Origin of the sequence: Salinispora fenicalii, from assembly GCF_000514815.1 — a bacterium.
Taxonomy (GTDB): domain Bacteria; phylum Actinomycetota; class Actinomycetes; order Mycobacteriales; family Micromonosporaceae; genus Micromonospora; species Micromonospora fenicalii.
In genome coordinates, this window is record NZ_AZWQ01000020.1 from 165,830 (window position 1) to 191,387 (window position 25,558).

General features: G+C 68.5%; 24 protein-coding genes. 14 read left to right on the top strand and 10 right to left on the bottom strand.

Going from position 1 to position 25,558, the window contains the following annotated elements; translation table 11 throughout:
• Window positions 1-126 precede the first annotated feature (126 nt).
• The 6 genes from B116_RS0110820 to B116_RS0110850 all read left to right on the top strand — a co-directional run bounded on the left by B116_RS0110820 (window position 127) and on the right by B116_RS0110850 (window position 7,139).
• Complete coding sequence (locus B116_RS0110820) at window positions 127-1,089, top strand: MurR/RpiR family transcriptional regulator (protein WP_018721808.1); 963 nt, start codon at window positions 127-129, stop codon at window positions 1,087-1,089.
• Between the two features lie 105 nt (window positions 1,090-1,194).
• Complete coding sequence (ngcE, locus tag B116_RS0110830; protein ID WP_018721810.1) at window positions 1,195-2,598, top strand: N-acetylglucosamine/diacetylchitobiose ABC transporter substrate-binding protein; 1,404 nt, start codon at window positions 1,195-1,197, stop codon at window positions 2,596-2,598.
• A 21-nt stretch (window positions 2,599-2,619) separates the two neighbouring features.
• Entirely contained in the window at window positions 2,620-3,561 is a 942-nt protein-coding gene (locus tag B116_RS0110835; protein WP_018721811.1) for a carbohydrate ABC transporter permease, read from the top strand.
• Window positions 3,562-3,571: 10 nt separating this feature from the next.
• Window positions 3,572-4,531 carry a carbohydrate ABC transporter permease gene (locus tag B116_RS0110840; RefSeq protein ID WP_027660099.1) on the top strand — a complete coding sequence of 320 codons (960 nt, stop codon included), beginning with the start codon at window positions 3,572-3,574 and terminating at the stop codon, window positions 4,529-4,531.
• A gap of 68 nt (window positions 4,532-4,599) precedes the next feature.
• Window positions 4,600-6,333 (top strand): bifunctional 3'-5' exonuclease/DNA polymerase, encoded by a 1,734-nt coding sequence (locus B116_RS0110845; protein ID WP_027660100.1) that lies wholly within the window; start codon window positions 4,600-4,602, stop codon window positions 6,331-6,333.
• A 212-nt stretch (window positions 6,334-6,545) separates the two neighbouring features.
• Entirely contained in the window at window positions 6,546-7,139 is a 594-nt protein-coding gene (locus B116_RS0110850) for a nucleotidyltransferase family protein (protein ID WP_027660101.1), read from the top strand.
• Here the strand turns inward: B116_RS0110850 and B116_RS0110855 are convergent, their stop codons facing one another.
• Both B116_RS0110855 and B116_RS0110860 read right to left on the bottom strand, forming a co-directional pair.
• On the bottom strand, window positions 7,140-8,033 hold the full coding sequence (locus B116_RS0110855) for an amidohydrolase family protein (RefSeq protein WP_018721815.1): 894 nt from the start codon (window positions 8,031-8,033) through the stop codon (window positions 7,140-7,142). It abuts the gene before it with no gap.
• A gap of 5 nt (window positions 8,034-8,038) precedes the next feature.
• Window positions 8,039-8,848: a metal-dependent hydrolase gene (locus B116_RS0110860; RefSeq protein WP_027660102.1), complete on the bottom strand. Its 810-nt coding sequence runs from the start codon at window positions 8,846-8,848 to the stop codon at window positions 8,039-8,041.
• Between the two features lie 213 nt (window positions 8,849-9,061).
• Between B116_RS0110860 and B116_RS0110865 the strand changes: the two genes are divergently transcribed.
• Window positions 9,062-9,763 carry an HAD family hydrolase gene (locus B116_RS0110865; protein WP_027660103.1) on the top strand — a complete coding sequence of 234 codons (702 nt, stop codon included), beginning with the start codon at window positions 9,062-9,064 and terminating at the stop codon, window positions 9,761-9,763.
• Window positions 9,764-9,800: 37 nt separating this feature from the next.
• On the opposite strand, the gene B116_RS0110870 is transcribed toward B116_RS0110865, so the two are convergent.
• The 4 genes from B116_RS0110870 to B116_RS0110885 form a co-directional block, all read right to left on the bottom strand.
• Window positions 9,801-10,070 (bottom strand): hypothetical protein, encoded by a 270-nt coding sequence (locus B116_RS0110870; protein ID WP_018721818.1) that lies wholly within the window; start codon window positions 10,068-10,070, stop codon window positions 9,801-9,803.
• A 46-nt stretch (window positions 10,071-10,116) separates the two neighbouring features.
• The gene (locus B116_RS0110875; RefSeq protein ID WP_027660104.1) at window positions 10,117-10,548 is read right to left on the bottom strand and encodes a RusA family crossover junction endodeoxyribonuclease; all 432 of its coding nucleotides are present in this window, start codon (window positions 10,546-10,548) and stop codon (window positions 10,117-10,119) included.
• A 193-nt stretch (window positions 10,549-10,741) separates the two neighbouring features.
• Entirely contained in the window at window positions 10,742-11,650 is a 909-nt protein-coding gene (locus B116_RS0110880) for a haloalkane dehalogenase (RefSeq protein WP_027660105.1), read from the bottom strand.
• Between the two features lie 44 nt (window positions 11,651-11,694).
• On the bottom strand, window positions 11,695-12,696 hold the full coding sequence (locus tag B116_RS0110885) for a 2-hydroxyacid dehydrogenase (RefSeq protein WP_018721821.1): 1,002 nt from the start codon (window positions 12,694-12,696) through the stop codon (window positions 11,695-11,697).
• 124 nt (window positions 12,697-12,820) lie between these two features.
• Between B116_RS0110885 and B116_RS0110890 the strand changes: the two genes are divergently transcribed.
• A complete protein-coding gene (locus B116_RS0110890; RefSeq protein ID WP_027660106.1) occupies window positions 12,821-14,209 on the top strand; it encodes an MFS transporter in 1,389 nt (462 codons plus the stop codon).
• 164 nt (window positions 14,210-14,373) lie between these two features.
• Here B116_RS0110890 and B116_RS0110895 read toward each other — a convergent pair whose 3' ends face one another.
• Window positions 14,374-15,081: an HAD family hydrolase gene (locus tag B116_RS0110895; RefSeq protein WP_027660107.1), complete on the bottom strand. Its 708-nt coding sequence runs from the start codon at window positions 15,079-15,081 to the stop codon at window positions 14,374-14,376.
• A gap of 125 nt (window positions 15,082-15,206) precedes the next feature.
• Here B116_RS0110895 and B116_RS0110900 point away from each other — a divergent pair, with 125 nt between their 5' ends.
• The 5 genes from B116_RS0110900 to B116_RS0110920 all read left to right on the top strand — a co-directional run bounded on the left by B116_RS0110900 (window position 15,207) and on the right by B116_RS0110920 (window position 19,342).
• Window positions 15,207-16,025 (top strand): HAD family hydrolase, encoded by an 819-nt coding sequence (locus B116_RS0110900; RefSeq protein ID WP_027660108.1) that lies wholly within the window; start codon window positions 15,207-15,209, stop codon window positions 16,023-16,025.
• Window positions 16,012-16,713: a 2'-5' RNA ligase family protein gene (locus B116_RS0110905; protein WP_027660109.1), complete on the top strand. Its 702-nt coding sequence runs from the start codon at window positions 16,012-16,014 to the stop codon at window positions 16,711-16,713. Before B116_RS0110900 ends, B116_RS0110905 begins: the two co-directional genes overlap by 14 nt.
• A 202-nt stretch (window positions 16,714-16,915) precedes the next feature.
• Window positions 16,916-18,244: an MFS transporter gene (locus tag B116_RS0110910; protein WP_027660110.1), complete on the top strand. Its 1,329-nt coding sequence runs from the start codon at window positions 16,916-16,918 to the stop codon at window positions 18,242-18,244.
• Window positions 18,245-18,304: 60 nt separating this feature from the next.
• Window positions 18,305-18,919, top strand: coding sequence for a TetR family transcriptional regulator (locus B116_RS0110915; protein WP_033667550.1), 615 nt, complete (start codon window positions 18,305-18,307; stop codon window positions 18,917-18,919).
• Between the two features lie 33 nt (window positions 18,920-18,952).
• On the top strand, window positions 18,953-19,342 hold the full coding sequence (locus B116_RS0110920; RefSeq protein ID WP_018721828.1) for a hypothetical protein: 390 nt from the start codon (window positions 18,953-18,955) through the stop codon (window positions 19,340-19,342).
• Between the two features lie 65 nt (window positions 19,343-19,407).
• Here B116_RS0110920 and B116_RS0110925 read toward each other — a convergent pair whose 3' ends face one another.
• A complete protein-coding gene (locus tag B116_RS0110925; RefSeq protein WP_027660112.1) occupies window positions 19,408-20,826 on the bottom strand; it encodes a chitinase in 1,419 nt (472 codons plus the stop codon).
• Window positions 20,827-20,981: 155 nt separating this feature from the next.
• Here B116_RS0110925 and B116_RS0110930 point away from each other — a divergent pair, with 155 nt between their 5' ends.
• A complete protein-coding gene (locus B116_RS0110930; RefSeq protein ID WP_027660113.1) occupies window positions 20,982-22,376 on the top strand; it encodes an MFS transporter in 1,395 nt (464 codons plus the stop codon).
• 74 nt (window positions 22,377-22,450) lie between these two features.
• Here B116_RS0110930 and B116_RS0110935 read toward each other — a convergent pair whose 3' ends face one another.
• Together B116_RS0110935 and B116_RS0110940 are read right to left on the bottom strand one after the other, a co-directional pair.
• Window positions 22,451-23,362, bottom strand: coding sequence for a glucosyl-3-phosphoglycerate synthase (locus B116_RS0110935; RefSeq protein WP_027660114.1), 912 nt, complete (start codon window positions 23,360-23,362; stop codon window positions 22,451-22,453).
• A 247-nt stretch (window positions 23,363-23,609) separates the two neighbouring features.
• Entirely contained in the window at window positions 23,610-25,511 is a 1,902-nt protein-coding gene (locus B116_RS0110940) for an anthranilate synthase family protein (RefSeq protein WP_027660115.1), read from the bottom strand.
• Window positions 25,512-25,558 lie beyond the last annotated feature (47 nt).

Below are 25,558 nucleotides of genomic sequence, written 5' to 3' on the forward strand. Positions count from 1 at the left end.
GCTACCTCGGTTGGGGCCGGCACCCAAAGATAACGTTTTGAAAACTTCATCCATGGTCTTGACACGACAGGGGGTTCAGTAAGAACTTTTACCAACAGTAAACCTTCTTTGCCGAAAGGGTCTCGGATGGTTGATCACGAGGTGGGCACCACTGCCGAGACCGCGGTGGTCGACGCCGACGGGTTCGATCGCCGCGGCGTCCGTGCTGATGCGGCCGACGGGGCGCTGGCCCGGGTTCGGGCCGAGGTGGGCGACCTGACCGGGGCCCTGCGCCGGGTTGCCGAACACGTGCTCAGCGACCCGGAGGCCGTTACCCGTGCCACCATCGTCGAGCTGGCCGAAGGCAGTGGCACCTCCCCGGCCACCATCACCCGCTTCTGTCGGGCGATGGGCTTCGAGGGGTATGCGGACCTACGGCTCGGCATCGCCGCCGAGAGCGGTCGGGCCCGCCTGGCCGGCTGGGCCATCGACATCGGCCGGGAGATCCAGCCCGGCGATCCGCTGCGCCGGGTACTCGAACAGATCATCGCCGCCGATACCCGGGCGATGCACGACACCGCCGCCCTGCTCGACCTCGGCGAGGTGGAGCGGGCCGCCGCGGCGATCGCCGGCGCGGGCCGGGTGAACATCTTCGGCGCCAGCGGTAGTGCCCTGGTCGGCGAGGAGATGCAAGTCATGCTCCACCGCATCGGAGTCGCCGCCTGGGCCTGGAACGACGTGCACGAAGGGCTGGCCTCGGCGGCCCTGTTGGGGGCCGGCGACGTCGCCCTCGGCGTCTCGCACGGCGGCCGGACCCGGGAAACCATCGAGATGCTGGCGGAGGCCGGCAGCCGGGGGGCGACCACCGTCGCGGTGACCGGCTTCGCCCGCTCGCCGCTCGCCGAGCTGGCGGAGATCGTGCTGCTCACCACCAGCGGTGCCACCACCTTCCGCCCCGACGCGCTATCCGCCCGGCACCCCCAACTGGTCGTGCTCGACCTGCTCTACATCGCCGTCGCCCAGCGCACCCACGACCGAGCCCACGCGGCCCTGCGGCGTACCGCCCAGGCCGTTGAGGGGCACAAGGCGGCGAAACGGGCCAGCTCATGATCAGCGCACCTCGGTACGCCGAAGCGGTCCCGCTGACCGCCGAGGTCGTACGACGGATTCATCAGCCCGCAGTGGTACCCCCGATCTACCGCTAAGGAGAGTCGAATGTCCGCTACCCCAGATCTCAACCGTCGGACCCTGCTGCGTCGCGCCGCCGCCGCGGGTCTGCTGACCATCCCGGCTGCTGGCCTGCTCAGCGCCTGCGCCGGCAGCGAGCCGGCCCAGGAGCAGAGCTCCGGTGCCGAGAAGAGCAAGGACAACCCGTTCGGCGTCCAGGACGGCAGCTCCGTCAAGGTGGTCATCTTCAATGGCGGGCTGGGCGACCAGTGGGCCAAGGAGGATGAGGCGGTCTTCAAGGCCAAGCGCCCGAACGTCACGGTCAACATGTCCTCGACCCAGAAGATCAAGACCGAAGAGCAGCCGAAGATGGCGACCCAGCCCAGCGACCTCATCATGAACTCCGGCGCCGACATCATGGACATCAGCACCCTGGTCAACGAGGGTGCGATCGAGCCGCTGGAGGATCTGCTCGCCGCCCCGGCGTGGGACAGCGAGGGCACGGTGGCGGACACCCTGCTGCCGGGGACCGTCAACAACGGCACCTTCCAGGGCAAGTTCTATGTGATGAACGTCGCGTACACGGTCTGGGGTAACTGGTACAACGCCGCCCTCTTCGAGAAGGAGGGTTGGCAGCCGCCGAAGACCTTCAACGAGTTCTTCGCCCTCGCGCCGAAGATCAAGGCGAAGGGCATGGCCCCGTACGTCTACGACGCGGTGCACGGCTACTACCCGCGCTGGGCGCTGATGGCGACGATCTGGAAGTCCGCCGGCAAGCAGGCGGTAATCGACATCGACAACCTCAAGGAGAACGCCTGGAAGGCCGACGGAGTGCTGCCGGCCCTGGAGGCGTGGGAGAAGCTGGTCAAGGACAAGCTGCTCCTCCCCGGCCGGCTCGACCACACTCAGTCGCAGCAGGCATGGCTCGACGGCAAGGCCGCCTTCATCCAGGTCGGCACCTGGCTCAAGAACGAGATGGCGGAGACCATCCCCCCGGGCTTCGAGATGAAGCTGTCGGACTACTGGAGCCTGGGGGCGGGCGACAAGGCGCCGAACGACGTCTACGCCGGTGCGGGCGAGGGCTTCGTCGTGCCGTCGAAGGCGCCGAACAAGGCCGCTGCCATGGAGTTCCTGCGCGCGGTGCTCTCCAAGGAGGGCTCGGCGAAGTTCGCCGGGCTGACCAAGTCGCTCGCCTCCACCAGGGGCTCCGGGGACAACGTCCAGGACTCGGCGCTGGCCAGCGCCAACGAGCTGATGAACAACGCTCCGCAGGATCTCATCTCAGTCAAGTTCTGGGACTTCTACGCCGACCTGGACAAGGAGAGCCAGAACCTCTCCGCAGAGCTGATGGCCGGCCGGCTGACCGCCCAGCAGTTCGTTGACGGCATGCAGGGCGCCGCCGACAAGGTCGCCAGTGACTCGTCGATCAAGAAGCAGACCCGCTCCGCCTGACCCGAACGGAGGCATTGAGTCATGCGGTACGGTGTCGCGCGTTTCGTCACGGGCTTCCTGGCCCTGCCGGTCGCGCTCTACCTCTTCTACGTGGTCTGGCCCTTCGCCCAGGCGGCTGGTTACTCGTTGACCGACTGGGGTGGCTACTCCGACCGGCAGCAGTTCGTCGGGCTGGAGAACTACGTCCGGCTCTTTTCCGACGAGCTGATCAGGAAGGCCTTCTGGCACAACGTCTTCTTCCTGATCACCGTGCCGCTGTTCACGATCGCGCTGGCCCTGTTCCTCGCGTTCCTGCTCAACGTGGGCGGGCGTGAGGACAGGGCCGGCATCCGGGGTGTCTTCGGCTCCGGCCTTTACAAAATTATTTTCTTCTTCCCGCAGGTGCTGTCCCTAGTCGTCGTCGCCGTCATGTGGCAGCAGATCTACCGGGCCGACGGGCAGGGCCTGATCAACGGCGTGTTGATGAAGATCGGGCTGGTCGACCCGGAGAACCCGATCACGTTCATGCACGACCCGGCGCCCTTCCTCGGCGTTCCCGCGGTGCTCTGGTGGCTGCTGCTGATCGCGGTCTGGAGCGGCGCCGGGTTCTACATGGTGCTCTTCTCCGCGGCGATGCAGTCGATTCCAAAGGACGTCTTCGAGGCGGCCATCCTCGATGGTGCCGGCCGGTTCCACACCTTCTTCCGGATCACGCTGCCGCTGCTGCGGGACACCGTCTCGGTGGCCTGGATCTATCTGGGCTTCATCGCCCTGGACATGTACGCCCTGGTCTTTGTGATGACGCCCAGCCAGGGCGGTCCGAACCACGCCAGCGAGATTTTCGCGTCGGTGCTCAACTTCACCGCCTTCCAGAAGGGCCAGTTCGGCTACGCCTGCGCGATGGGTGTGGCATTGGCGATCTTCACGATTCTGCTGGCCGCGGTGCAGCTGAAGATCACCCGCCGCGAGCGGATTGAGTACTGAGGAGTCGACGATGAGTACGGTGACCCACGACCCCGGTCCCGTCGGGCCGGATCTCGTTCCGCCGGCCCGCACCACGTCGGCCCGCCGCTTTGGGCCCGGCGGCCGGCGGCCCGGCACGCAGGTCTTCAACGGCTTCTCCCACCTGTTCCTGCTGGTCTGGGCGATCATGGTCGTCTACCCGCTGATCTGGGTGGTCATGTCGGCGCTGAAGAGCGACGCGGAGGTTATCCAGCAGCCACTGTCGCTGATCCCGGAGACCCTGCGCTGGGAGAACTTCGGTCGCGCCTGGACCGAGGGGCAGCTCGGTAACTTCTTTCTCAACACCGTGCTCGTGCTGGCCGGAAGCGTCACGCTGACCATGCTGCTCGGCTCGATGGCCGCGTACGTGTTGGCGCGCTACGAGTTCCCCGGCAACCGACTGCTTTACTACATGTTCCTGTCCGGCCTCACCCTGCCGATCTACCTCGCCGCCGTTCCGCTGTTCAAGGGCGTCTACAACACCGGGGTGTTCTTCCCGCCGCTCGGGCCGAACAAGCACCTGATGCTGATCCTGGTGTACGCGGCCTGGTCGCTGGCGTTCACGGTCTTCTTCATGCACTCCTTCTTCCGGACCCTGCCGAACGCGATCGCCGAGGCGGGCCTGGTTGACGGGGCCTCACACACCCGGCTGTTCTTCAGCGTGATGCTGCCGATGGCGAAGCCCGGCCTGATTAGCATCGGTATCTTCAACGTGCTCGGTCAGTGGAACCAGTGGTATCTGCCGACGCTGCTGATGCAGTCCGTCGCAGGTGAGCCGAAGAACCAGGTCATCGCCCAGGGCCTGATCGATCTGTCGGTCAATCAGGGGTACAAGTCTGACTGGTCCGGCCTCTTCGCCGGGGTCACCATGGCGATGTTGCCGGTGTTGATCGTGTACATCGTCTTCCAGCGCCAGGTGCAGTCGGGCTTGACCGCGGGCGTCGGCAAGTAGCCCGCCGTCAACCCGGCGGATCTGCTGTCGGCCAGCCTCGCGACTGAATGTCGCCGGGCTGGCCGGCGCTGTCGTACCGGGCGGGCAGAATCGCGATCATGGCGGTGGTGGCGGTGGTGGCGGGTGCGGACCATCGACTCCCCGCTGCTCCGGGCGCGGGCACCAGGGGCGGCGGGGGAGTTCTGCAACCGCTCGACGCTTCCGGAGCGCCGATCGGGCCGCCGGAGCAGGTCGCCGACCTGGCGCTCGCGGTGGCCGACCGCGAGCGAAGGGAGCGCCCCCGCTGGGTCTGGGCGTCCGGCGCGGCGCTCTACCCTGTGTTGCTGCGGGCCGGGGTGCGGGTTGACCGTTGCCACGACATCGAGCTGACCGAGGCGTTGCTCCTCGGGTACGCGGGCCGCTGGGGTGAGCCGCGTTCCTTCGCCGCCGCCTGGGCGCGGCTCACCGGCGCGCCGGTGCCGCCCGATCCACCGCCGCGGTTGGCCGAGCCCCCGGGCCACGGCCAGGGTGCGCTCTTCGAGTCGCCGCTGGCTCCGCCGGGTCCCGGCATCGCGGCTCTGACCCGCGTCTACGCTGACCAGCTCGCTCGGATCGCCGCCACCGAGCATCCGGGCCGGTTTCGGCTGCTGGTCGCCGCCGAGTCAGCGGGGGCGCTGATCGCCGTCGAGTTGGGGGCGGCGGGGCTGCCGTGGCGGGTGGACGTGCACGATGCCCTCCTCGGTGAGCTGCTCGGCGGTCCCTCCCCGGTGGGCGGGCCGCCACGTCGGCTGGCGGAGTTGGCCGCTCGGATCGCTGCCGCCTTCGATGTTCCGCAGTTGCACGTCGATTCGCCGCTGGAGCTGGTGCGGGCGTTCGCCCGGGCAGGGGTGGAGGTGCCGAACACCCGATCCTGGGTGCTGCGCGGCGTTGACCATCCCGCGGCGCCGCTGGTCCTGGAGTACAAAGAGCTCTATCGGATCTGGACGGCGCACGGCTGGGCCTGGCAGGAAGCCTGGGTGCGGGATGGTCGGTTCCGCCCGGAGTACGTACCCGGTGGCGTGGTCTCCGGCCGGTGGGCGACCCGAGGCGGTGGGGCGCTACAGATCCCGAAGGTGATCCGGCGGGCGGTGGTGGCGGACCCGGGCTGGACGTTCGTGGTTGCCGATGCGGGGCAGTTGGAGCCGCGGATCCTGGCGGCGGTCTCCGGCGACACTCGGCTCGCCACCGCGGCCCGGGCGGGCGACCTGTACGCCGCGCTGGCCGCCGACGCGTTCGGCGGGGACCGGGGGCGGGCCAAGGTGGCCTTACTCGGCGCCATGTACGGGCAGACCGGCGGTTCGGCGGCACCGGCGCTGGAGGTGTTGCGGCGTAACTATCCGGCGGCTTTCGGCTACGTGGAGACGGCCGCGCGCAGCGGGGAGGCCGGCGAGTTGGTTCGCTCCTGGCTCGGCCGTACCTGTCCACCCGGCTCGGTCGAGTTTGCCGGGGCGGACCCGGTCCCGGCTGGGGGCGAGGGGGGTCGGTCGGCGCGGGCTCGGGCGCGCGGCCGGTTCACCCGGAACTTCGTCATCCAGGCCACCGCCGCCGAGTGGGCCGCGACGCTGCTGGCCACGCTCCGGGGGGAGTTGGCCGGAAGCGACACTGAGCTGGTCTTCTTCCAGCACGACGAGGTGATCGTGCACTGTCGCGCGGAGCGGGCCGCGGCGGTGGCCGCGGCGGTGACCCGGTGTGGGGAGCGGGCGAGCGCGTTGCTCTTCGGTCAGACGCCGGTGCGTTTCCCGCTCGATCTTTCCACCGTTGAGTGCTACGCCGATGCGTCCTGAGCTGCTGTTCGGCCGGCGCCCGGCGGGCCGACGTCAGTCCAGGCGGTGCGCCTGACTCTAGTCTTTTGTCTCTGATGGTCGGAATATCCGATTCATGCCCGGAACCTGAACGCTGACTGCTCGTTGGGTCCGTTGTGCGTCCCGGACCGGGCAGGTGGCCTGCCCGGTCCGTTACCAAGACGGAGGTGGCACCGCTGAACCGGACCGCAGGAATGATCATCGCCGCGGGTGGCGGGCGCCGGATCGGTGGCCCCGAGGCGCTGCTGTGCCAGGGCGAGAAGCCACTGGTGAGCACGATGATCGATACGATGACGGCGGCGGGCTGCGAGCAGATCGTAGTCGTCCTCGGGGCCGCTGCCGACCAAGTGCAGGAGACCGCCGACCTCACCCAGGCCACCGTCGTGGTGAACCGGGCCTGGGGAACCGGAGTGGGCTCCTCGATCAAGGCCGGCCTCGCGGCCATCGACGACGACGACATCGAGGCGGTGGTCGTCGTTCCGGTGGACATGCCGGGCCTGACCGCCGCGGCGGTCCAGCGGGTCGCCGCACTGCCCTACCCGGACGTGCTGGTCTGCGCCACCTACGGCGGACTACGCGGCTACCCGATGCTCTTCGGCCGCCGGCACTGGTCCGGCATCGCCACGCTGGCCAGCTCGGACGTCGGCGCCCGTCCCTACCTACTGGCGCACAAGGACCAGATCGTCGACATCTCCTGTGACACCGTCGCCGACGGCAACCGGGTCGACAGCCCGGAGCTGATGGCCCTGTACGGGCTGACTGTCCCACCGCAGCGGGTCGGCGCGTAGTCAGCCCGGCACATCAAACAGGTCGGCGGCGTTGGACCAGCACACCGCCCGTAACCAGGCGTCGCCCAGGTCGAGTCGGGCCAGCCCGATGAGCTGCTCGGCGTACGCGTAGGGCAGGTTGGGGAAGTCGCTGCCGAACAGAACCTTGCCGGCCAGGCCCAGCTCCCGTAGCCGGGGCAGCTCTGCGGCGGGGAAGGGCACGGCCTGGTCGAAGAACGGGGTGAAGGCCATGGTGGTGTCCAGCCGCACGTTCTCGTACCGGTCGGAGAGGTCGAGGAAGGCCGAATAGTCCGGTGCACCGAGGTGCGCCACCACCGCCGGGAGCCGGGGGTGCCGGGCGAGCAGGGCGGCGAAGGGGCCGGGACCGGTGTGTGCGGTGCCGGCCGGCGCGTGTCCGGCGTGCACCACCACCGGCACCCCGGCGTCGGCGAGCAGCCCCCACACCGGGTCGAGCAGCGGATCGGTCGGGGCGAACCCGCCGACCTGCACGTGCACCTTGAATACCCGGGCGCCGGCGGTGAGCGCCTCGGTGACGTACTGGGGTGCCGTCGGCTCGGGGAAGAACGTGGCCGAGGGGAGACAGTCCGGGTTCGCGCGGGCGAAGTCGAGGGTCCAGGAGTTCAGGTCGGCGGCCATCGCGGGGCGGTGCGCGTACGCCAGGGCGCTGAAGGCCCGTACGCCCATCCGGCGCAGGTGCGCCAGCCGCTCCGCGTCGCTCCACCGGTAGCGGATGGGCCAGGTGGTGCCGAGGAGTGGACCGGCCGCGTCGAAGTACGCCCACACCCGACGCAGTAGCCGGGGTGGGAGGAAGTGCACGTGCACGTCGGCGAGGCCGGGCAGGCCGAGAGCCTGCCAGAACGCCGGGACGTCGGCATCGTCGGCGGCCACCGGCACGGCCGTCAGACCTCGATGTTGAAGCGGTTGAGCAGTTGCGGGGCGACCAGGCCGACGGCGGAGAGCACCGCGACGATGGTGAGTGCGGTCCGGACGAAGACCACTTCGGTCTTGCCGCCCGCGCGGAGCGCGATCGAGTCCGGCAGGCTGATCATCCGCCACATCCGACGTTTGATCGGGATCGGCCAGAGGATCGGTACCCCAGCCCGAGTGATCATGTCGCCGAGGATGTGGACGAAGCAGCCGACGCCGACAGCCAGCCCGATCATCGGATAGCTGCGGTCCCCCGGCAGAGTGGCGAAGGTGAACCACGCCGCGGCGAGCGAGGCGAGGGTCACCACGAGCCAGCCGGCGCGCTCGGCCCAATCATCGAAGAGGCCGCGCAGGGCGAGACCGAACATGAAGAAGAGGATGCCGATCACGGCCCACTTACCGTACGCGGTGCAGAGCGCGGTGGTGCCCCAGCCGACCAGCACGGTGAAGGGAATGGTGTGGGTCAAGGTGCGGTGCCCGTTGGTGCGACGCGGGTCGCGACTCAACTTCGTCGCGTAGTAGACGCCGAGCGACACCTTCTCGGTCACCTCGGCGACGAAGAGGGAGAAGACGCCGAAGGTGCGGGCGACCGTGGCGCCGCCCTGGTTCCGGGTGACCTTGCCGGAGAGGTCGAGGTCGGGAAAGAGCGCACCCCCCGCGCAGACCGCGGTACCGACGGCGAGTGCGAGCGGCGACTGCTCGTAGCCGGCGAAGTGATCCAGCGCCAAGGAGCCGGCCAGCCACACCGCCGCGCCGGACAGCGCGTGCGACGGTCCCATCATGCCCGCTCACCCTCCCCGGATCTCGGACGCCCAGAAGCTACGTCACTGTAGTGCAGGCGGGATCCCGCCCGGGAGCGCACCCGGCCTCCGAAAGGGACGGTACGGCCGGAGGAGCTTGGATCTTGCCGCAACTCTCCCTGGCGTGGGTGAGAAACCAGGTGACCGGGGCTGCGGTGGCCGTTACGGTGGCGCCGACTGTTTGCGGGAGGCGACATGACAGGTGCACGCCGATACCGGCAGGTGCTGATCTTCGATGCTGACGACACGCTCTGGGAAAACAACATCGTCTTCGAGCGGGTCATTGAGGACTTTCTGACCTGGGTGGCGCACCCGACCCTGGAGCGCACCGAGATCCGTACGATCCTCGACGACATCGAGCGGGCCAACGCGGTCGTGCACGGCTACGGCAGCAAGGTCTTCCTGCGCAGTCTCGGTGAGTGTTTCGAGCGACTGCGGGAGCGGCCGGCCACGGCCGCCGAGCGGCGGGGAATCGAGGAACTGGCCGTCGCCCTGGTCGAGCATCGGGTGGAGCTGATGCCGGGGGTGGCTGAGGCGTTGGACGAGTTGGCCGGCCGGCACGAGCTGTTCCTGCTCACCAAGGGCGACCGGGAGGAGCAGCAGCGAAAGCTGGACGCCTCGGACCTGCTGCATCACTTCCGGGCCGCGCACATCGTGCCGGAGAAGGACGTGACCACCTACCGGTGGCTGGCCAACGAGCACGACTTCGCACCGTCTCGTGCCTGGATGATCGGGAACTCCCCGAAGTCGGACATTCTGCCGGCCCGCGCGGCCGGAATGAACGCCGTCTACGTTCCGAACGAGAACACCTGGGTGTTGGAGCACGACGCGCTGGACCACGACGACGCGGCCGTGCTACATCTCACCGCCTTCCCCGACCTGCTGCACCACTTCTGACGCGGAGCGCTCAGCCCCTTCCGGAGGAGGAGAGCGCTCACACCTCCGTACCGCGGACGATAGCCACCGCCACGCGACAGAACTCGTCCATGTCGGGCTGGAACCCGGCCGCGATGTCCGGGTGCAGACCGGCGCGGGTCTCGTCCAGCAGCTGCTGGCAGACCTGCTCGACCGGCTCGCCGGCGTAGCCCTCCCGGACCCGATCCGTGGCGGCCTGAAGCGCCGAGGTCAGCTGCTCCTCCAGCGGGCCGCGCAGCTTCTTCTGCACCTCGTCCCGGGGCTCCAGCGTGACGTGTGGCTCTGACATCGGCGCTCCCTTCCTCAGCGACCGGGTACCCCGCCGTCGCCGTCGGCTAAACCGCGGCCGGCATGGCGGCGACCCGTACCTCGTACGAGTAGTCCTCCGCCGGTTCCTCCCGGTACGTCATCGCTCTGATCTGCCGGTCATCGTCGTAGAGTGCGACGTCCACTAGGACGCCGAGGTGGGCCAGACCAATGCTGGCCACCCGCTTCTTGTCCTGGAGCACTGCACATACCCCGCCGAGTAGCGTGCTGGCGTCGGATGTGCGGTGCCCCGGCGGACAGCGCAGCACGAGGTCCACTTCGATCGGCCCGGACAACGGGGTCCAGCCGGTACGCTGAGCCGCCGCGCAGGCCGCTTGAAGTAGGGCGCGGACCCTCGTCGCCTGTCGATGCCCGGCGGCGAAGATGGACAGCGCCTCGGTTTTGACCGGTGGCAGGCCGCTCACCTTGACGGTCAGGGCGACAGCGCGGGTGTCCTGCACAACGGCACCTCCTTTGTTGCGGACGATCCTGCCCAATCAGCGACGCCGCGGTGAGGGTTCTCCGGAAATCCGGCCGATCGGGCGGGCAGGGTTGGCCGAGGCGTGTCGACGTCGCTGGCGAACGCGCAGGTAAGGTTAGTCCACCTGGTGCGCTCTGGGTAACTGTTCGCTCACTCGACGGGATGTTGCCCGGCTATGGCGTGGTCGCGGCGGTGGACCGGACGAACTCCGCGATCACCTTGCCAAGCTGCTCTCCCGCGTCCTCCTGCAGGAAGTGCCCGGCTCCCTTGATGACCGGGTGGTCGAGTCCGGCAGCACCCGGCACGGTGCGGCGCAGTACCGGCGCCATGCCCCCGGTGATCGGGTCCTGGTCGCTGAACGCCACCAGGAACGGGCGCTCCCAACGGGAGAGTTCGGTCCAGGCGGCGCGGTTGGCGGTGCTGGCTGGATCGTCTGGTGCGGTCGGCACCAGGGTGGGCATGGCGCGGACGCCGGCGAGGTAGGACTCGTCCGGGAACGGCGCGTCGTACGCCGCCAGTTCCGCCGCGGTCAGCTCACTCTGGCAGCCCGACTGCACCAGCCGGGACACCGTCAGCTCGGGGGCCGTCTCGACCATCCGCCGGAACTGCCACCAGATCTCCGGCATCGCCTGGTCACCGGTGGGCAGCCCGGTGTTGGCGGCCACTACCCGGGCGAAACGGTCCGGGTGTTCGCCGACCAGGCGGAGCCCGATCAGACCGCCCCAGTCCTGCCCGACCAACGTCACCCCGGTCAGGCCCAGCTTGTCGAAGGCGAAGCTGCGGATCCACTCGACGTGTCGGGCGTAGCTGTGCTCGCTGCGCTCGGCCGGCTTGTCGGACCGGCCGAAGCCGATGAGATCCGGTGCGATGGCCCGCAGCCCGGCATCGGCGAGCACCGGGATGACCTTCCGATACAGGAATGACCAGCTGGGTTCCCCGTGCAACAGCAGCACGGGTTCCCCGTCCGCGGGGCCGGCCGTGACGTAGGCAATCCGTACGCCGTCCAGGTCGACGTAGTGGGGCTCGTAGGGAAAGTCGGGCAGGTTGGTGAACCGGCTGTCCGGAGTGCGCAGTGCAGACATGACAGTCAATATCGCACAGTGGGGCCGGTCTGCGGCTACCGCGCTCAGCAGACCCGGGCCGACTGGGAGACGGCGTCCGCTCCTTCCCGCTCGATGGTGGTGAGGTTGTCGATCGTGGTGGTGGCGATGTTGCGCATCGCGTCCTCGGTAAAGAAGGCCTGGTGACCGGTGATCAGCACGTTGGGGAAGGTGTTGAGCCGGGAGAAGTCGTCGTCGTCGAGGACCCGGTCGGAGAGGTCCTCGAAGAACAGGTCGGTCTCCTCCTCGTACACGTCGAGACCGAGATAGCCGATCTGGCCGCTCTTGAGCCCGTCGATCACCGCGCGGGTGTCCACCAGTGCCCCACGGCTGGTATTGATCAGCATCGCGCCCCGGCGCATCTGGGCGATCCGTTCGGGGTTGATCAGGTGCTCGGTGTCCGGGGTCAGCGGGCAGTGCAGGGTGATCACGTCCGAGTCGCTCAGCAGGCGTTGCAGCGGCACGTACTCGATCCCGGCCGCGGCCACCGCGTCGTCCGGATAGGGGTCACTGGCGATCACCCGGCAGCCGAACCCGGACAGGATCCGGGCCACACAGAACCCGATCTTCCCGGTGCCGACGACGCCGACGGTCCGGCCGTGCAGGTCGAAGCCGAGTAGTCCGGTGAGGGCGAAGTTATGCTCCCGGACCCGGTTGTAGGCCCGGTAGACCTTGCGGTTGAGGGCGAGGATCAGCGCAACGGTGTGCTCCGCCACGGCGTACGGGGAGTACTCCGGCACCCGGACCACGGTGAGGCCGAGCCGGCGGGCGGTGGCCAGGTCCACGTGGTTGAAGCCGGCGGAGCGAAGCGCGATCAGGCGGACGCCGTCCGCGGCCAGCCGCTCCAGCACCTCGGTGCCGAGGTCGTCGTTGACGAACGCGCAGACCGCTGCTGCGCCGCTGGCGAGCTTGGCGGTCTGCGGGGTCAGCCGGGGCTCGAGGAATTCCAGTTCGTGGCCACCGGCCGGATTGGCCGCCGACAGGAATTCCCGGTCGTATGGTTTCGTGCTAAACACCGATACGCGCATTTGGCACCTCCGGTGACCACCGTACGACTCGCCTGGTTGGCCGCGTACCGCGGGTGGCCGACTGGGATTTACCGAACAAAGCAGTACAAAGAAGACATTTACCTATAAATGGTACCGTCTGACTGTGCCGTTCCGCCTGCGCTTTCCTCGGCTGCCCGGCCGTGGTGTCGCGTCGGTGGCGGGTGGCGGTCGGCCGCCGCGTGGGTTGACGTTGGGCGCGGCCGCCGCATGCATCTTCATCGTGCAGCTGGACTTCTACGCGTTGAGTCTCGCGTTGCCGTCGATGGCGGCGGAGTTGCGTTCCTCCACCACCGATCTGCAGTGGGTGATCAGTGGCTACATCCTGGCCCAGGCGGCATTCCTCATCCCGGGCGGCAAGCTCGGCGACATCCTCGGTCGTCGGCGCATCCTGGTCGGAGGTTTGGCGATCTTTGGGATGGGGTCGCTCGGTGCGGGTCTGGGCTCCGATCCGTCGCTCGTGATCGCTTTTCGGGTGGTGCAGGGGATGGGTTCGGGCATCGTGTACCCGCTCGCCTTCGCGGTGATCACTGAGGCGTTCCCGGGGAGGCGGGCGAAGCGGGCGATCGGCAACGCCTACGGCATCGGGGCGGTGGCGCTGGCGTTGGGGCCCCTGATTGGTGGTGGGGCTACCGAGTTGGTGAGCTGGCGCAGCGTGCTCCTGATGAATGTGCCGCTCTGCCTCGTGGCCATCGTTGCCGCCATTGTCTGGCTTCCGGAGTCACGCGACCCCACGGTGTCACGCCGGATCGACCTGGTGGGTCTGGTCGTGGTGGTGCTCGGGATTGTGGCGATCACCGTGGCCGCTGACCGGATGAACGCCTGGCGACCGGTGGTGGCCACTGCCGTCGCTGTTGGCGGGATTGTGCTGCTGGCCGCTTTCGTGCTCCGGGAACGGACGACCGAAAGTCCGCTGGTCCGGCTGGATCTCTTCCATGGTGCCAAGTTTGTGGCGGTGACCCTGCTCGGGTTGGTCGCCAACATCGCCTTGGTGGTCATGATCTTCGCCACGACAATTCACCTGCAACAGGTCCGGGGTTACTCACCGTTCATCGCGGGCCTGGCCGTCTGCATCGCCTCGATCAGCGGCGGCGTCGCCAGTCCGTTCGCGGGTCGGCTCAGTGAGTGGGTCGCGGTGCGTCGGTTGATCGCCGTCGCCATTCTGGTCGGCGCCCTCGGCCTGCTCGTGGTGGCTTTCGGTGGCGACATTTGGCCGTACCTGATCAGTTTGGCAGTCGCGGGGTTCGGCTATCGGATCGGGTTCACCGTGACCACTCTGGGCACGCAGGCGATGGTCCCGGCCGAGCGGGCCGGCGAGGTATCTGGGGTGACGTTGTCGATTCTCTTCGCCGGCTCGGGTGTCGCGGTCGCGGCGGCCGGCACGCTGATCGAGCAAGGCGACCTCGCCGACGGCGTCATGCGAGTCCTCCTGGGAGTCGCGGCTGGTAGTGCCGTGGCCGCAGTGCTGCTGGCCCGGCTGCCCCGATCCACCTGACCGCGAAGCAGCTTGGGACAGCGGCCCAGGCCGCTTGCTGGATGGGTGCATCTGTCGCCGGACCAGCCGCTGAGGTCCGCGCCGTAGTTGGCTGTGCCGCGAGTGCTGCACCCTGGTCAACGGCCGCGTGCTACGTCGCGTACCGCCCGCGGTCCCTGAGGGTGTCATGAGAGTCCGCCATTCCCGACCAGCTGGAGGACCGTTCCCAGGCCGTGAACCGGGCCTTCGGTATGCGGCAGGATCAACGTGCGAATCTGCAGCGAAGCTCCGCCGACGTCGTCTCTGGGGCTGTCGCCGACCATCAAGGTTTGGCTGCCCGGAACGTCGAGCAGTTCCAGCGCGCGGGCAAAGATCGCCGAGTCGGGCTTCACCAGGCCCACCTCGAAGGACAGCACTACACCGTCGAGTAGGCCACTCACACCAGTGCGGTCGAGGAACGAGCGAATGTCCAACCCATTGTTGGAAAGCACCACAGTTCTGACGCCGCGCGACCTAAGTTCTCGAAGGACAGGGAGGGTGTCGGCGAACGGCACCCACTGATCCGGCATTACTGCATATAGCGCGGCTATCAGATCGGGTTTGACGCCGGGGTACAGCGTGACCGTCCTGTTAAAGACGTCCCAATGGTGCTCCTGGCTGAGATCGCGCTCACTTCCGGGGTCAATCGTGTGGGCGTGCTGCCAGATCTGGTCGAGATGCTCACACAGGCCCCTGATCTGGCTGGCGCTCAGATCCGGCGCCGCGCTTTCTTCCTCGGTCAGACGACGAAGAGCGGCCTCGACCCAACGACTGGCGTCGCCACTGTGTACCAGTGTGGAGTGGAAGTCAAAGATGACCCCCTTGATCGGTTCAGGCGCCATGTTGATGAACATGCCACAGCCTATCCGGCGCGCGCCCTCCGAGCGGATCGCGCTAACGGGTTCCCCCTGCTGCTCGGGCGACCGCGCATGCGGCAAGTCGGTCGGTAACTGGCATGACAGGTGCTACAACGACTTACGTGACAGCCAGGGGCGAGCGAACGCCGTCGGTCGAGCACGGTGACCACGCCGGACGGGAGTCTGCGCGCGGGGCACCCGGTGCCGCTACCCCGCTGCTGGTGCTCTGGGACATCGACGGCACCCTGATCGACAACGGTGGGGTGAGTAAGGAGGCGTACGCGTTGACCTTCAACCGGCTGACCGGCCGGCCCCCGGAGCACCCGATTGTTCCCGCGGGCAGGACCGATCCCGCGGTCCTGCGGATGATGCTGCGACAGCACGGAATCGAGGCCACACCGGACGTGATGAAGCAGGCGGTTGACGTATTGAACAGAGTGTTCGAATCGCTCATGTCGCGGTTGGCGGAACGTGGACACGTCAAGCTGGGGGCGCAGTCGGCTATCGCGGCGTTGGCCGGGCGGGGTGACGTCGTCCAGTCCGTGCTGACTGGAAACACACGGCACAACGCCCAGGTCAAGGTTTCCGTATTCGGGTTGGCCGGTGCCCTCGACTACGAGGTGGGCGCGTACGGCTCGGACACCGAGGTGCGTGCCGGCCTGGTGCCGGTTGCGCGAACGAAAGCCACGGCGAAGTACGGAATCTCATTCCCGCCGGCCCCTACGGTGCTGATCGGGGACACCCCGCGTGACATCAAGGCCGGCCGCGCAAGCGGCGCGTTCGCAGTGGGGGTGGCCACCGGCGAGTACGGTGTCGAAGAACTGGCCGCTGTCGGAGCCGACGCGGTCCTTCCCGACCTTCGAGATTCCAGCGCCGTGGTCGGTGCGGTACTCGGGGCGCGGCGCGACCGGCCGGGGAGACCCACCGATGAGACCGGTTGAGGGCACCGGGGATCGCCCGGACGAGTACGAGTACATCCGGTCGGGCTGGAACCGCTATCGACAGCTGGACCGGCTCGTCAACCACTGGGAGCGGCCCGGCTGGGAGGCGGGCCGACGCTCCTACCACTGGATTGTTCGGTTTGACGATCGCCCTGCGGTCCAGCGGCTCGCCGAGCGCTGCCAGGCCCGGCTGGGGCACCTGGACACCCTGGATCTGGTTCCCGTCGAGAGTCTGCACCTGACCGTGCAACGGGTCTCCTTCACCGATGAGATCACCAGCTCGCAGGCGCTCGCGGTCGCCGCCGCAGCCAGCAAGTGGTGTGCGTCCATTCGGCCTTTCGCCGCGACTGTCGGCCCCCTCACCGGATCGGCGAACTCGGTCTTTCTGAGCGTGGGTCCGCACCGGCCGTTCCACCTCCTCCGGTATGCCGTGGTCGCCGCGACCGCGCACGTGCGAGGAGCCGAGGCCGTACCTGACCACCCCACGACCTTCGATCCACACCTCAGCATCGCCTACAACGGTCGACCCACCGTCGCGAAGCCGGTCATCGAGCAGGTGGCGACCGTGCGGTCGATTCCGCCGGTAGCGGTTCAGGTCGAGACCGTCAGCCTGGTCGAGCTGCGGCGCGACGGCCACACCTACATCTGGCGGCAGATCGCGGCCGTTCCGCTGGCAGGGGAGGGGTAGCGCGCCGCAGCTGCCGTGGCCGGCGACCAAGGTGTGCCGCCGCCCCGAAATGACGTGGCGACGGCAATGGAGGGGCCGGTGGCGGCTCAGGCGGCTGGAGCCCGGTCTATTGCACTCCTTTGGCATTAGCAGCATTGTCGCATTCGGCTTTCGTCGGTAATCTTCTCGGCGGTGGAAATTCTAGAAAGGAGATTGATTAATTGTGCGTGCGCTGCTGGGTAATCGCACCTATCGTTGGCTTTTCACCGCCCAGATAGTCGCGCTCATCGGCAGTGGTTTGGCGACGGTGGCGCTCGGGCTGCTCGCCTACGACCTCGCGGGTGCGCGGGCCGGAGCGGTCCTCGGGACCGCGTTGACGATCAAGATGGTCGCCTACGTGTGCGTGTCGCCCCTGGTCGGGGCGGTGCTGGACCGGGTGCCACGAGGCGTGGTGATGGTGGGTGCCGACCTGGTCCGGTTCGGCGTCGTCCTGCTGCTGCCGTGGGTTGAGGCGATCTGGCAGATCTACCTGCTCATCGCGGTGCTGCAGGCCGCGTCCGCCACCTTCACGCCCACCTTCCAGTCCGTGCTCCCGGATGTCATTCCGGATGAGGGGGACTACACGAAGGCGCTCTCCGCGTCGCAGCTTGCCGTCTCCCTGGAGAATATCGCCAGCCCCGTCATCGCCGCCGCGTTGCTACTCGTTGTGAAATTCAATGTTCTGTTCGTGGGGACGGCGGTAGGATTTCTCGTCTCCGCACTGTTTGTTAGCGCGGCAATGGTGCCCAGGGCGCAACGTAGCAGCCGGGTCCGGTTCTCCGAGCGCCTTTTCGCGGGGATGCGGATGTTCGCGGCCGCGCCGCGGCTGCGGGCGGTTCTGGCGCTGAACATGGTCGTTGCCGGCTCTGGTGCCATCACCCTGGTCAGCACCGTCAACGTGGTGCGTGACCTGCTGAATGCCGCCGAAGCGCAGGTTCCACTCCTGCTCGCCGTCTCCGGCCTCGGCAGCATCGCGGCGGCGTTCGGCGCGCCGCCGCTGCTGCGCTGGTGCAAGGATCGAGGTGTGCTGCTCATCGGCACCGGCACGGCTCTGCTCGCCCTCTCCGGGGCGCTGCTGCTGTCGACGGTGCCGTCCTGGCCGTTGGCGATGGGCGTCTGGTCGCTCATCGGCTTCGCCGGTGGCCTGATTGTCGTCACGGTCAACCGGGTGCTGCGTGCCTCGTCGGCGGCGGCCGACCGGCCAGCGTTGTTCGCGGCCCAGTTCTCCCTGTCCCACCTCTGCTGGCTGCTCACCTACCCCCTCGTCGGCTGGGTTGGCGCGGGGGCCGGCTTGGCCACGGCATGGGCGCTGTTGGCGGGCTTGGTGCTCGCGGCGGGGCTCGCTGCCCTCCGGCTCTGGCCCGCTGGCCTCCCCGAGATCTTCCGGCACCAGCATGACGTTGACGCTGACCGCGCGCACCTGGTCGACGCCGAGTGGAATGGAGTGGCGTGGGTGCACACCCACCGCGTACTGATCGACGTCAACCACACGCGCTGGCCCCAGCCGGCGTGAGTAGCAGATGTGGTTACCGCGATCAGCTATAGCTAGACATTAATCGAACGTTCGTTTAGCATGTCGAGTGTGTCCGATGAGTCGCGGTCGAGAGACGAAAAGTCCTCCACAAAGAGTCGCATCCTTGCTGCCGCAATCACTCTCTTCGCCGATCAGGGCGTGGCGGCCACCGGGGTCCGTGCCATAGCGGCGGCAGCCGACGTCCACCCATCACTGATCATTCATTACTTCGGTACGAAGGACGGGCTACGGGTGGCCTGCGACAAGCATGTCGCGGCCTTCGTGCGGGAGCACAAACAGCAGGTGATGCGGGCCGGAAGGTTCGACCCGGCGGAGCTGCGTGACCTGCGGGACGGGCCACCGCTGCTGCGATACCTGGCCCGGGCGCTGGCCGACGGCTCCCCGCACACGGCCGCGCTGGTGGACGAGATGGTCAACGACGCGGTCGACTACCTGGCCGAAGGCGTCGCATCGGGCCTGATCCAACCGACAGATCACCCCTACGAGCGGGCGGCGCTCCTCGCGATCTGGTCCCTGGGTGCACTCGCGCTCCACGAACATGTGCAGCGGCTGCTCGGTGTCGACCTGACCAATCTCGATGGTGAGGCAGCGGTGGAGTCAACCTACGGGCGCGTTGCGGCGGAGCTACTAGGTAGCGGGATCTTTCGCACCTGATCAATTGTTTCCCACACCCCTGAGGCGGCGAACATGGACCTGACCCAGACGCTTGGAAAAATCCTCTCGCTGTATCTGTTGACCTCCGGAGTCGCGTTTATTGTGGCCACCCAGTTTTACCTGCGCCTCACCCAGCGGGCCGACCGGTCGGACCTGATGGCGGTGAACATCTCCGGCATGATGCACCTCTTCGTCGGCTTCGGTGTGCTGGTCACCCACTTCGAGTGGGGTGGTTTGGCGGAGGTGCTGGTGACCCTGCTGGGAGTCTTCTTCACCCTGCGCGGTATCAGTTACTACTGGATCCCCCAGCTGGTGCTCCGGCCGGCGGAACAGGGGCGCGGGTCAGCGCAGGGGCTTCGGGTGATGGGGGCCGCCTTCATCGGCTACGGCGCCCTTATGGGCTACCTCAGCTTCTTTGGCTAGACCAGGACGGGAAGACGCGGCGGGTCGGCGCTGTCGAATTCGGCGGCACCGACCCGCACACACGGTCAGGGCAGGGTGTCCAGGTGCGGGCCGACGGTCTGGGCGAAGCTGGTGCCATTCGTGACGTCCCAGTTCACCGACCAGGTCATCGCGCCACGCAGCCCCGGGTAGGTGCGGGGCGGCTGGAAGCTGCCGCAATTCGTACCCCTGGTCAGGCAGTCCAACGCGGCGTTGACCACGCTGGGTGCGACGATCCCCCCACCGGCCGCCCCGGGGCCAGCTGGCAGGCCAAGCCCAACCTGGTCTGGCCGCAGCCCCGCCTCCAGTTGGATGCAGGCCAGCGCGACGATGAAGTTCACCGTTCCCTGGCTGTAGGCGAACTGCTGGTCGCAGCCGAGCATCGCGCCGGAGTTGTAGAACTGGGTGTTCACCACCGTCAGGATGTCCTGGATATCGAGCGCCAGCTTGAAGTAGCTGGTGGTCGGGTTCTGCATGTCGATGGTTTGCGGCGCCATCGCGATGATCAGTCCAGCGCCGACCTGAGCCCGCAGGGACCGTAGGGCCTGCGCCATGTAGGTCGGGTTGAGGCCGTTCTCCAGGTCGATGTCCACCCCGTCGAAGCCGTACTGCTGGATCAACGCGTACACGGAGTCGGCGAAAGCGGCCGCGGAGGCCGCGTCGTTGACGGTAACCCGTCCGGTCTCGCCGCCGACCGAGATGATGACCTTCTTGCTCTGGCCCTTGAGTGTCTGTACGTCGGCCGAGAACTCCGCGTCGGTGTAGCCGCCCAGTGCAGCGGAGAGACCCGGGTCGACGGCGAAGGTCACCTCGCCGGGGGTGGCGGTCGCCTCGGCGAAGGCGACGGCGACCATGTCGTACTCGGCGGGGACATCCCGCAGGCGTAATTCGACCGCTGGGTTGTCGAAGTTGTGCCAGTAGCCGGTGAGGATGTGCGCAGGTAGGTCGCCATGTGGGGGAGCGGTGGTAGGGGGTGGGGTCGTGGGCGGCGCGGTGGTGGGCGGGCTGGTGGTGGGCGGCGCGGTGGTGGGCGGTGTGGTGGTGGGTGGTGGCGTGGTGGGCGGCGGTGCGCCGCCGCACTCCGCGCCGTTGAGCTGGCAGTTGGTCGGTGAGCCGGGCCCGCTGCCGATGAAGCCGAAGGAGACCGAGGCGCCCGGCGCGATGGTGCCGTTCCAAGACTGGTTGCTGAAGGTGTACCGCTGGCCGGAGGAGTGCAGCAGCGCTTCCCAGTAGGTGGAGACCGTCGTGCCGAGGGGCAGGTCGAAGGCGACGCTCCAGCCGGTCACGCTGCTGGTGGCCCCGTTGGTGATCGTGTATTTACCCTCCCACCCGGTGCCCCAGTCGGAGACCTTGGCGAAGGTCGCGGTCGGGCCGGCGGCGTACGCCGGTTTCGCCAGCCAGGCCGCGCCGAGCGCGACGGTCAGGACGGTGATCAGGGGCAGGACCAGGGAATTGGGGCGCTTCATGGGACCCTCCACGCCTGGACAGGCAACTGTCGGCAGCTACGTCAGCACACCGCCCATTATTAAGACTATTAACTATTTGTGTCCAGGGTGTTCGGTGCCGCGCTGGCTGTCCGCGATGTGCAGAGTCTCGGAACAGGGAAGACATTTTCGTACAAATGGTACGGTTCGGTGTGTCGTTCCGTCCGCGTCTGCCCCGGCCCCACGGCCAAGGTGACGCATCGGCGGGGGAGGCGGGCCGACCACGGCGCCGGCTGACCCTGCTCGCGGCTGCTGCGTGCATCTTCCTGGTGCAGCTGGACTTCTATGCGTTGAATCTCGCGTTGCCGTCGATGGCGGCCGAGCTGGGTACGACCACCACCGATCTGCACTGGGTGGTCAGTGCCTACATCCTGGCCCAGGCGGCGTTCCTCATCCCCGGTGGCAAGCTCGGCGACATCCTCGGTCGCCGCCGCATGCTGGTGGTCGGCCTGCTGATCTTTGGGGCGGCTTCGCTCGGTGCCGGTCTGGGCTCCGATCCGCCGATCGTGATCGCTTTTCGGGCCGTGCAGGGGATGGGTTCGGGCATCGTGTATCCCCTTGCCTTCGCGGTGATCACTGAGGCGTTCCCGGGGAGGCGGGCGAAGCGGGCGATCGGCAACGCCTACGGCATCGGGGCAGTGGCACTGGCGTTGGGGCCGCTGCTCGGCGGCGGGGTCACCGAGTGGCTCAGCTGGCGCAGCGTGCTCCTGGTGAACGTGCCGCTCTGCGTTGTCGCCATCGTTGCCAGCATCGCCTGGCTGCCCGAATCGCGTGACCCCACGGTGTCACGGGCGATTGACTTGGCGGGTCTGGTCGTGGTGGTGCTCGGGGTCCTCGCGGTAACTGTGGCCGCGGATCGGATGAACGCCTGGCGACCGGTGGTGGCCGCAGCCCTCGCGGTCGGCGGGCTGGTGCTGCTGGCCGCGTTCGTGCTCCGCGAGCGGGTGGCTGAGAGTCCGTTGGTCCGACTGGATCTCTTCAACGACGCCAAGTTTGTGGCGGTGACCCTGATGGGGCTGGTCGCAAACATCGCCTTCGTGGTCACGATCTTCGCCACCACAATCCATCTGCAGCAGGTCCGGGGCTATTCGCCGTTCGTCGCTGGCCTGGCGGTCCTCGCCGCCTCGATCAGCGGTGGCATCGCCGGTCCGTTCGCGGGTCGGCTCAGCCAACGGGTCGCGGTGCGTCGGTTGATCGCCGCGGCCACTCTGGTCGGCGCGGTCGGCCTGGCCGTGGTGGCCTTTGGCGGTGAGATCGGGCCGTACCTGCTCGGGTTGGCGGTCGCCGGGTTCGGCTACCGGACCGGGCTTACCCTGACCAACCTGGGCACGCAGGCCATGGTCCCTCCCGAGCGGGCCGGTGAGGCATCCGGGACCACGCTCTCGATCCTCTCCGCCGGCTCGGGTATCGCGATCGCCACGGCCGGCACGTTGATCGAGCAAGGCGGCCTCGCCGACGGCATCATGCGGGTCCTCCTGGGAGTCGCGGCCGGTAGCGTCGTGGCCGCGCTGCTGCTGGTCCGGATACCGTGACCCACCTGACCGAGCTACGCCGCTGCCGGGGTGGACCAGCTCACCTCCCCAGATAGTCGAGGTAGCCGCCGGCACTACCGGCGCGGCACCAGGTGCCGCAACTCCCGCAGGGGTGCCCGTTCCTGCACCGAAACGTCGTTGACGACGATCTCCCGGTCGAGGTTGGGCAACTCCTCCGAGTCGCCCCGGCGGAACTGGGCCAGCAGGGTAGCTGGGCTAGCGCCCGGGACGGCCCAGCCCTGCTGCTGCAACCGGGCCCAGACGGTGTGCATGATCTGCGCGGACATCCGCCCCAACGCCTCGGTGTCCTGGTGACGGTGCTTCCGGATGCCAAGGTCAACCTGGGAGAGCGCGTCCAGGCCGACCAGCTCCAGCAGGTCCACCAGCATGGCCGTCTCCACCCCGTAGCCGGTGACGAACGGCAGCTGTTCCAACACCTGACGTCGACCTGCGTATTCGCCCGCCAGGGGCTGCACGAAGCCGGCCAGCTCCGGCCAGAACAGGTTCAGCAGCGGCCGGACCATCAGCTCCGTCACCCGCCCGCCCTCGTTGTCCTCCTCCGGGCCGGACTGGTCTTCCAGCGGTCGATGGTAGAAGCCCTTCACGAATTCGATCGACGGGTCGGTAAGCAACGGGCCGAGCAGGCCACGTACGAAGTGCGGCCGGAATTCGCGCAGGTCAGCGTCGACGAAGGCGACGACGTTGCCGTCGGTGGCGGCCAGACCAGCCCAGAGCGCGTCGCCCTTGCCGGCCAGCCGGGGCAGGTCCTTGGTGATCTCGTCTTGGCTGACCACCTCCGCGCCGGCGGCCCGGGCCACCTCCGCGGTGCGGTCGGTGGACCGGGAGTCGACCACGACCAGTTCATCCACGAGGGGAACCTGCTCCATCAGGTGTTCGCGGATCGTCGAGACGATCGGCCCGGTGGTCGCCTCCTCGTTGTAGGCGGGTAGCACCACGCTGACCCTGTTCTCCCCCTTCGCCTCCATCAGCCGCTCGGTGTGCCAATCCTGTGCCGATGACGTCCGAGATTTGGTCCATGCGTCAACAACCGGTGAGACGGTCGGTTCTGTATCCCGCACTGGCCCTCCCCGAATCCTGGCAGAACGCGCGGTTGGACTTCCCTTTCGCGCGTCGGCTAACCCGCGCGGCGCAGGGGATCAGGGTGGGGCGGCCCGTCGTGTCGCGGGGCCGGCGCCGCCGGTTAGGCACCCTCTGCGGGGCCGGCGCCGCCGATTAGGCACCCTGGCGGCTCCCCGCGAGCAGCAGGTCGTCCAACAGGTCGGCGAGGGCATCCACGCCGTCCGGGCTGAGCACCGACTCGGGATGAAACTGCACCCCGGCCACGCCGGCGCCGCGCAGCGCGTGAACCGCACCGCTCGCGTCGTCCCGGGCCACCTCCACCGCACCGTACGGGGTGTGGAGGTGATCCGTGTCCGCCTGTGCGGTGAACGTCGAGTAGAAGCCGACTCGCCGCGGGGCGCCGAAGATCTGTACCTCCCGTTGCAGCCCCTGGTACGGGGCGTCCCGTCGGTGCAGGGGCAGCCCGAGCAGCCCGCAGAGCAGCTGGTGACCGAGGCAGACCGCGAGGGTCGGCTGGCCGGTGGTGAGGAGTTCGGCGAGCAGCCGGCGCAGCGCCGCCATCTTCGGCTGGGTCAGCTCCGCCGGGTCGCCGGGCCCCGGGCCGACCACCACCAGGTCGTATCCGTCGCGCGGGCCGGGCGAATCCCACGGCCGCACGGTAACGGTGAGGCCGAGCGCCCGTAGCTGGTGGGCGAGCATACCGGTGAAGGTGTCCTCCCCGTCCACGATCAACGCCCGGCGGCCGGTGAGTCCGGGACGGCCGGGAGCGTCCTCCGGCCGTTGGTCCAGCCAGAACCGGGCCAGCGGCGCGTTGCGGGCGGCCAACGCCGCGCGTACCTCCGGGTCGTCGGCGAGCCGGGGCACCGTCCCCGCGGCTGCTACGGGCGCCTGCGGGCCGAGGCCCAGCGCGGCGAGCACCGCGGCGGCCTTGGCGTGTGTCTCCGCGACCTCCCCGGCGGCGACCGAGTGCCGGACCAGGGTCGCCCCGACCGGCACCCGCAGCTCACCGGCGGGGGAGAGCTCGGCGGTACGGATCAGGATCGGGGCGTCGAGGGTCTGCTGGCCGGTCGCGTCCCGACCGAGCAGCGCCAGTACCCCGGCGTAGTAGCCGCGCCCGGTGCGCTCGTGCCGCGCGATGACCCGGCACGCGTTCTCCATCGGGCTGCCGGTCACCGTGGGAGCGAACATGGTTTCCCGCAGCACGTCGCGGACATCCTTCGATCCCCGCCCCGCCAGCAGGTACTCGGTATGGGCGAGGTGGGACATCTCCTTCAGGTACGGGCCGACCACCTGGCCCCCACGCTCGGCCACGGAGGCCATCATCTTCAGCTCCTCGTCGAGGACCATGTACAGCTCCTCGACCTCCTTCGGGTCGGCGAGGAAGCGCAGCAGGTCAGCCCGGTCGGCGGTCGCACCGGTGTGGCGGAAGGTGCCGCTGATCGGGTTCATCAGGACCAGCCCGTCATCCACGCTGACGTGCCGCTCCGGGCTCGCCCCCACGAGGGTCCGGGCGCCGGTGTGCACGACGAACGTCCAGTAGGCGCCGCGTTCGCGTAGCAACAGCGAGCGCAGCGCCGCCAGCGCCGCCCGCAGCGGCGCACCCTGCACGGTGGCGTGCAGGGTGCGGTGGATGACGAAGTTGGCGCCGGCTCCCTGGCCGATCTCGTCGGCGAGGACTCGGTCAACGGTGGCCGCGTACTCCTCGTCGGAGCTGTCGAAGCCCGCGTTCTGGGTGACTACCGCGGCGTCCGGCAGCGCCGCCAGCGCCGTCGGGAGGTCGATCTCCTCGTGCTGGTCGATCACCAGGCACTCCAGTGGGGCGCCATCGTCCACGCAGTCGAAGCCCCGCTCGATCACCTGCCGGTACGGCACGAGCGCGAGGGTGGCCGGCCCTGCTGCCCCGGTCGGCAGGGGGATGTCGGCGAGTCGTTCTACCACCCGCACCGACCCGGTGTAGAGGTCGAGGTGGTCGGCGCCCTCGCGGCGGACGAGCGCGAACGGGCCGGGGTCGGCGCCGGCCGCGACGGCGGCGAGTAGCGGGGGAAGGTGGGTCATCGGGGTCTCCTCGGTTCCGGTGCCACCCGACGGGCGGTCCGGTGCCG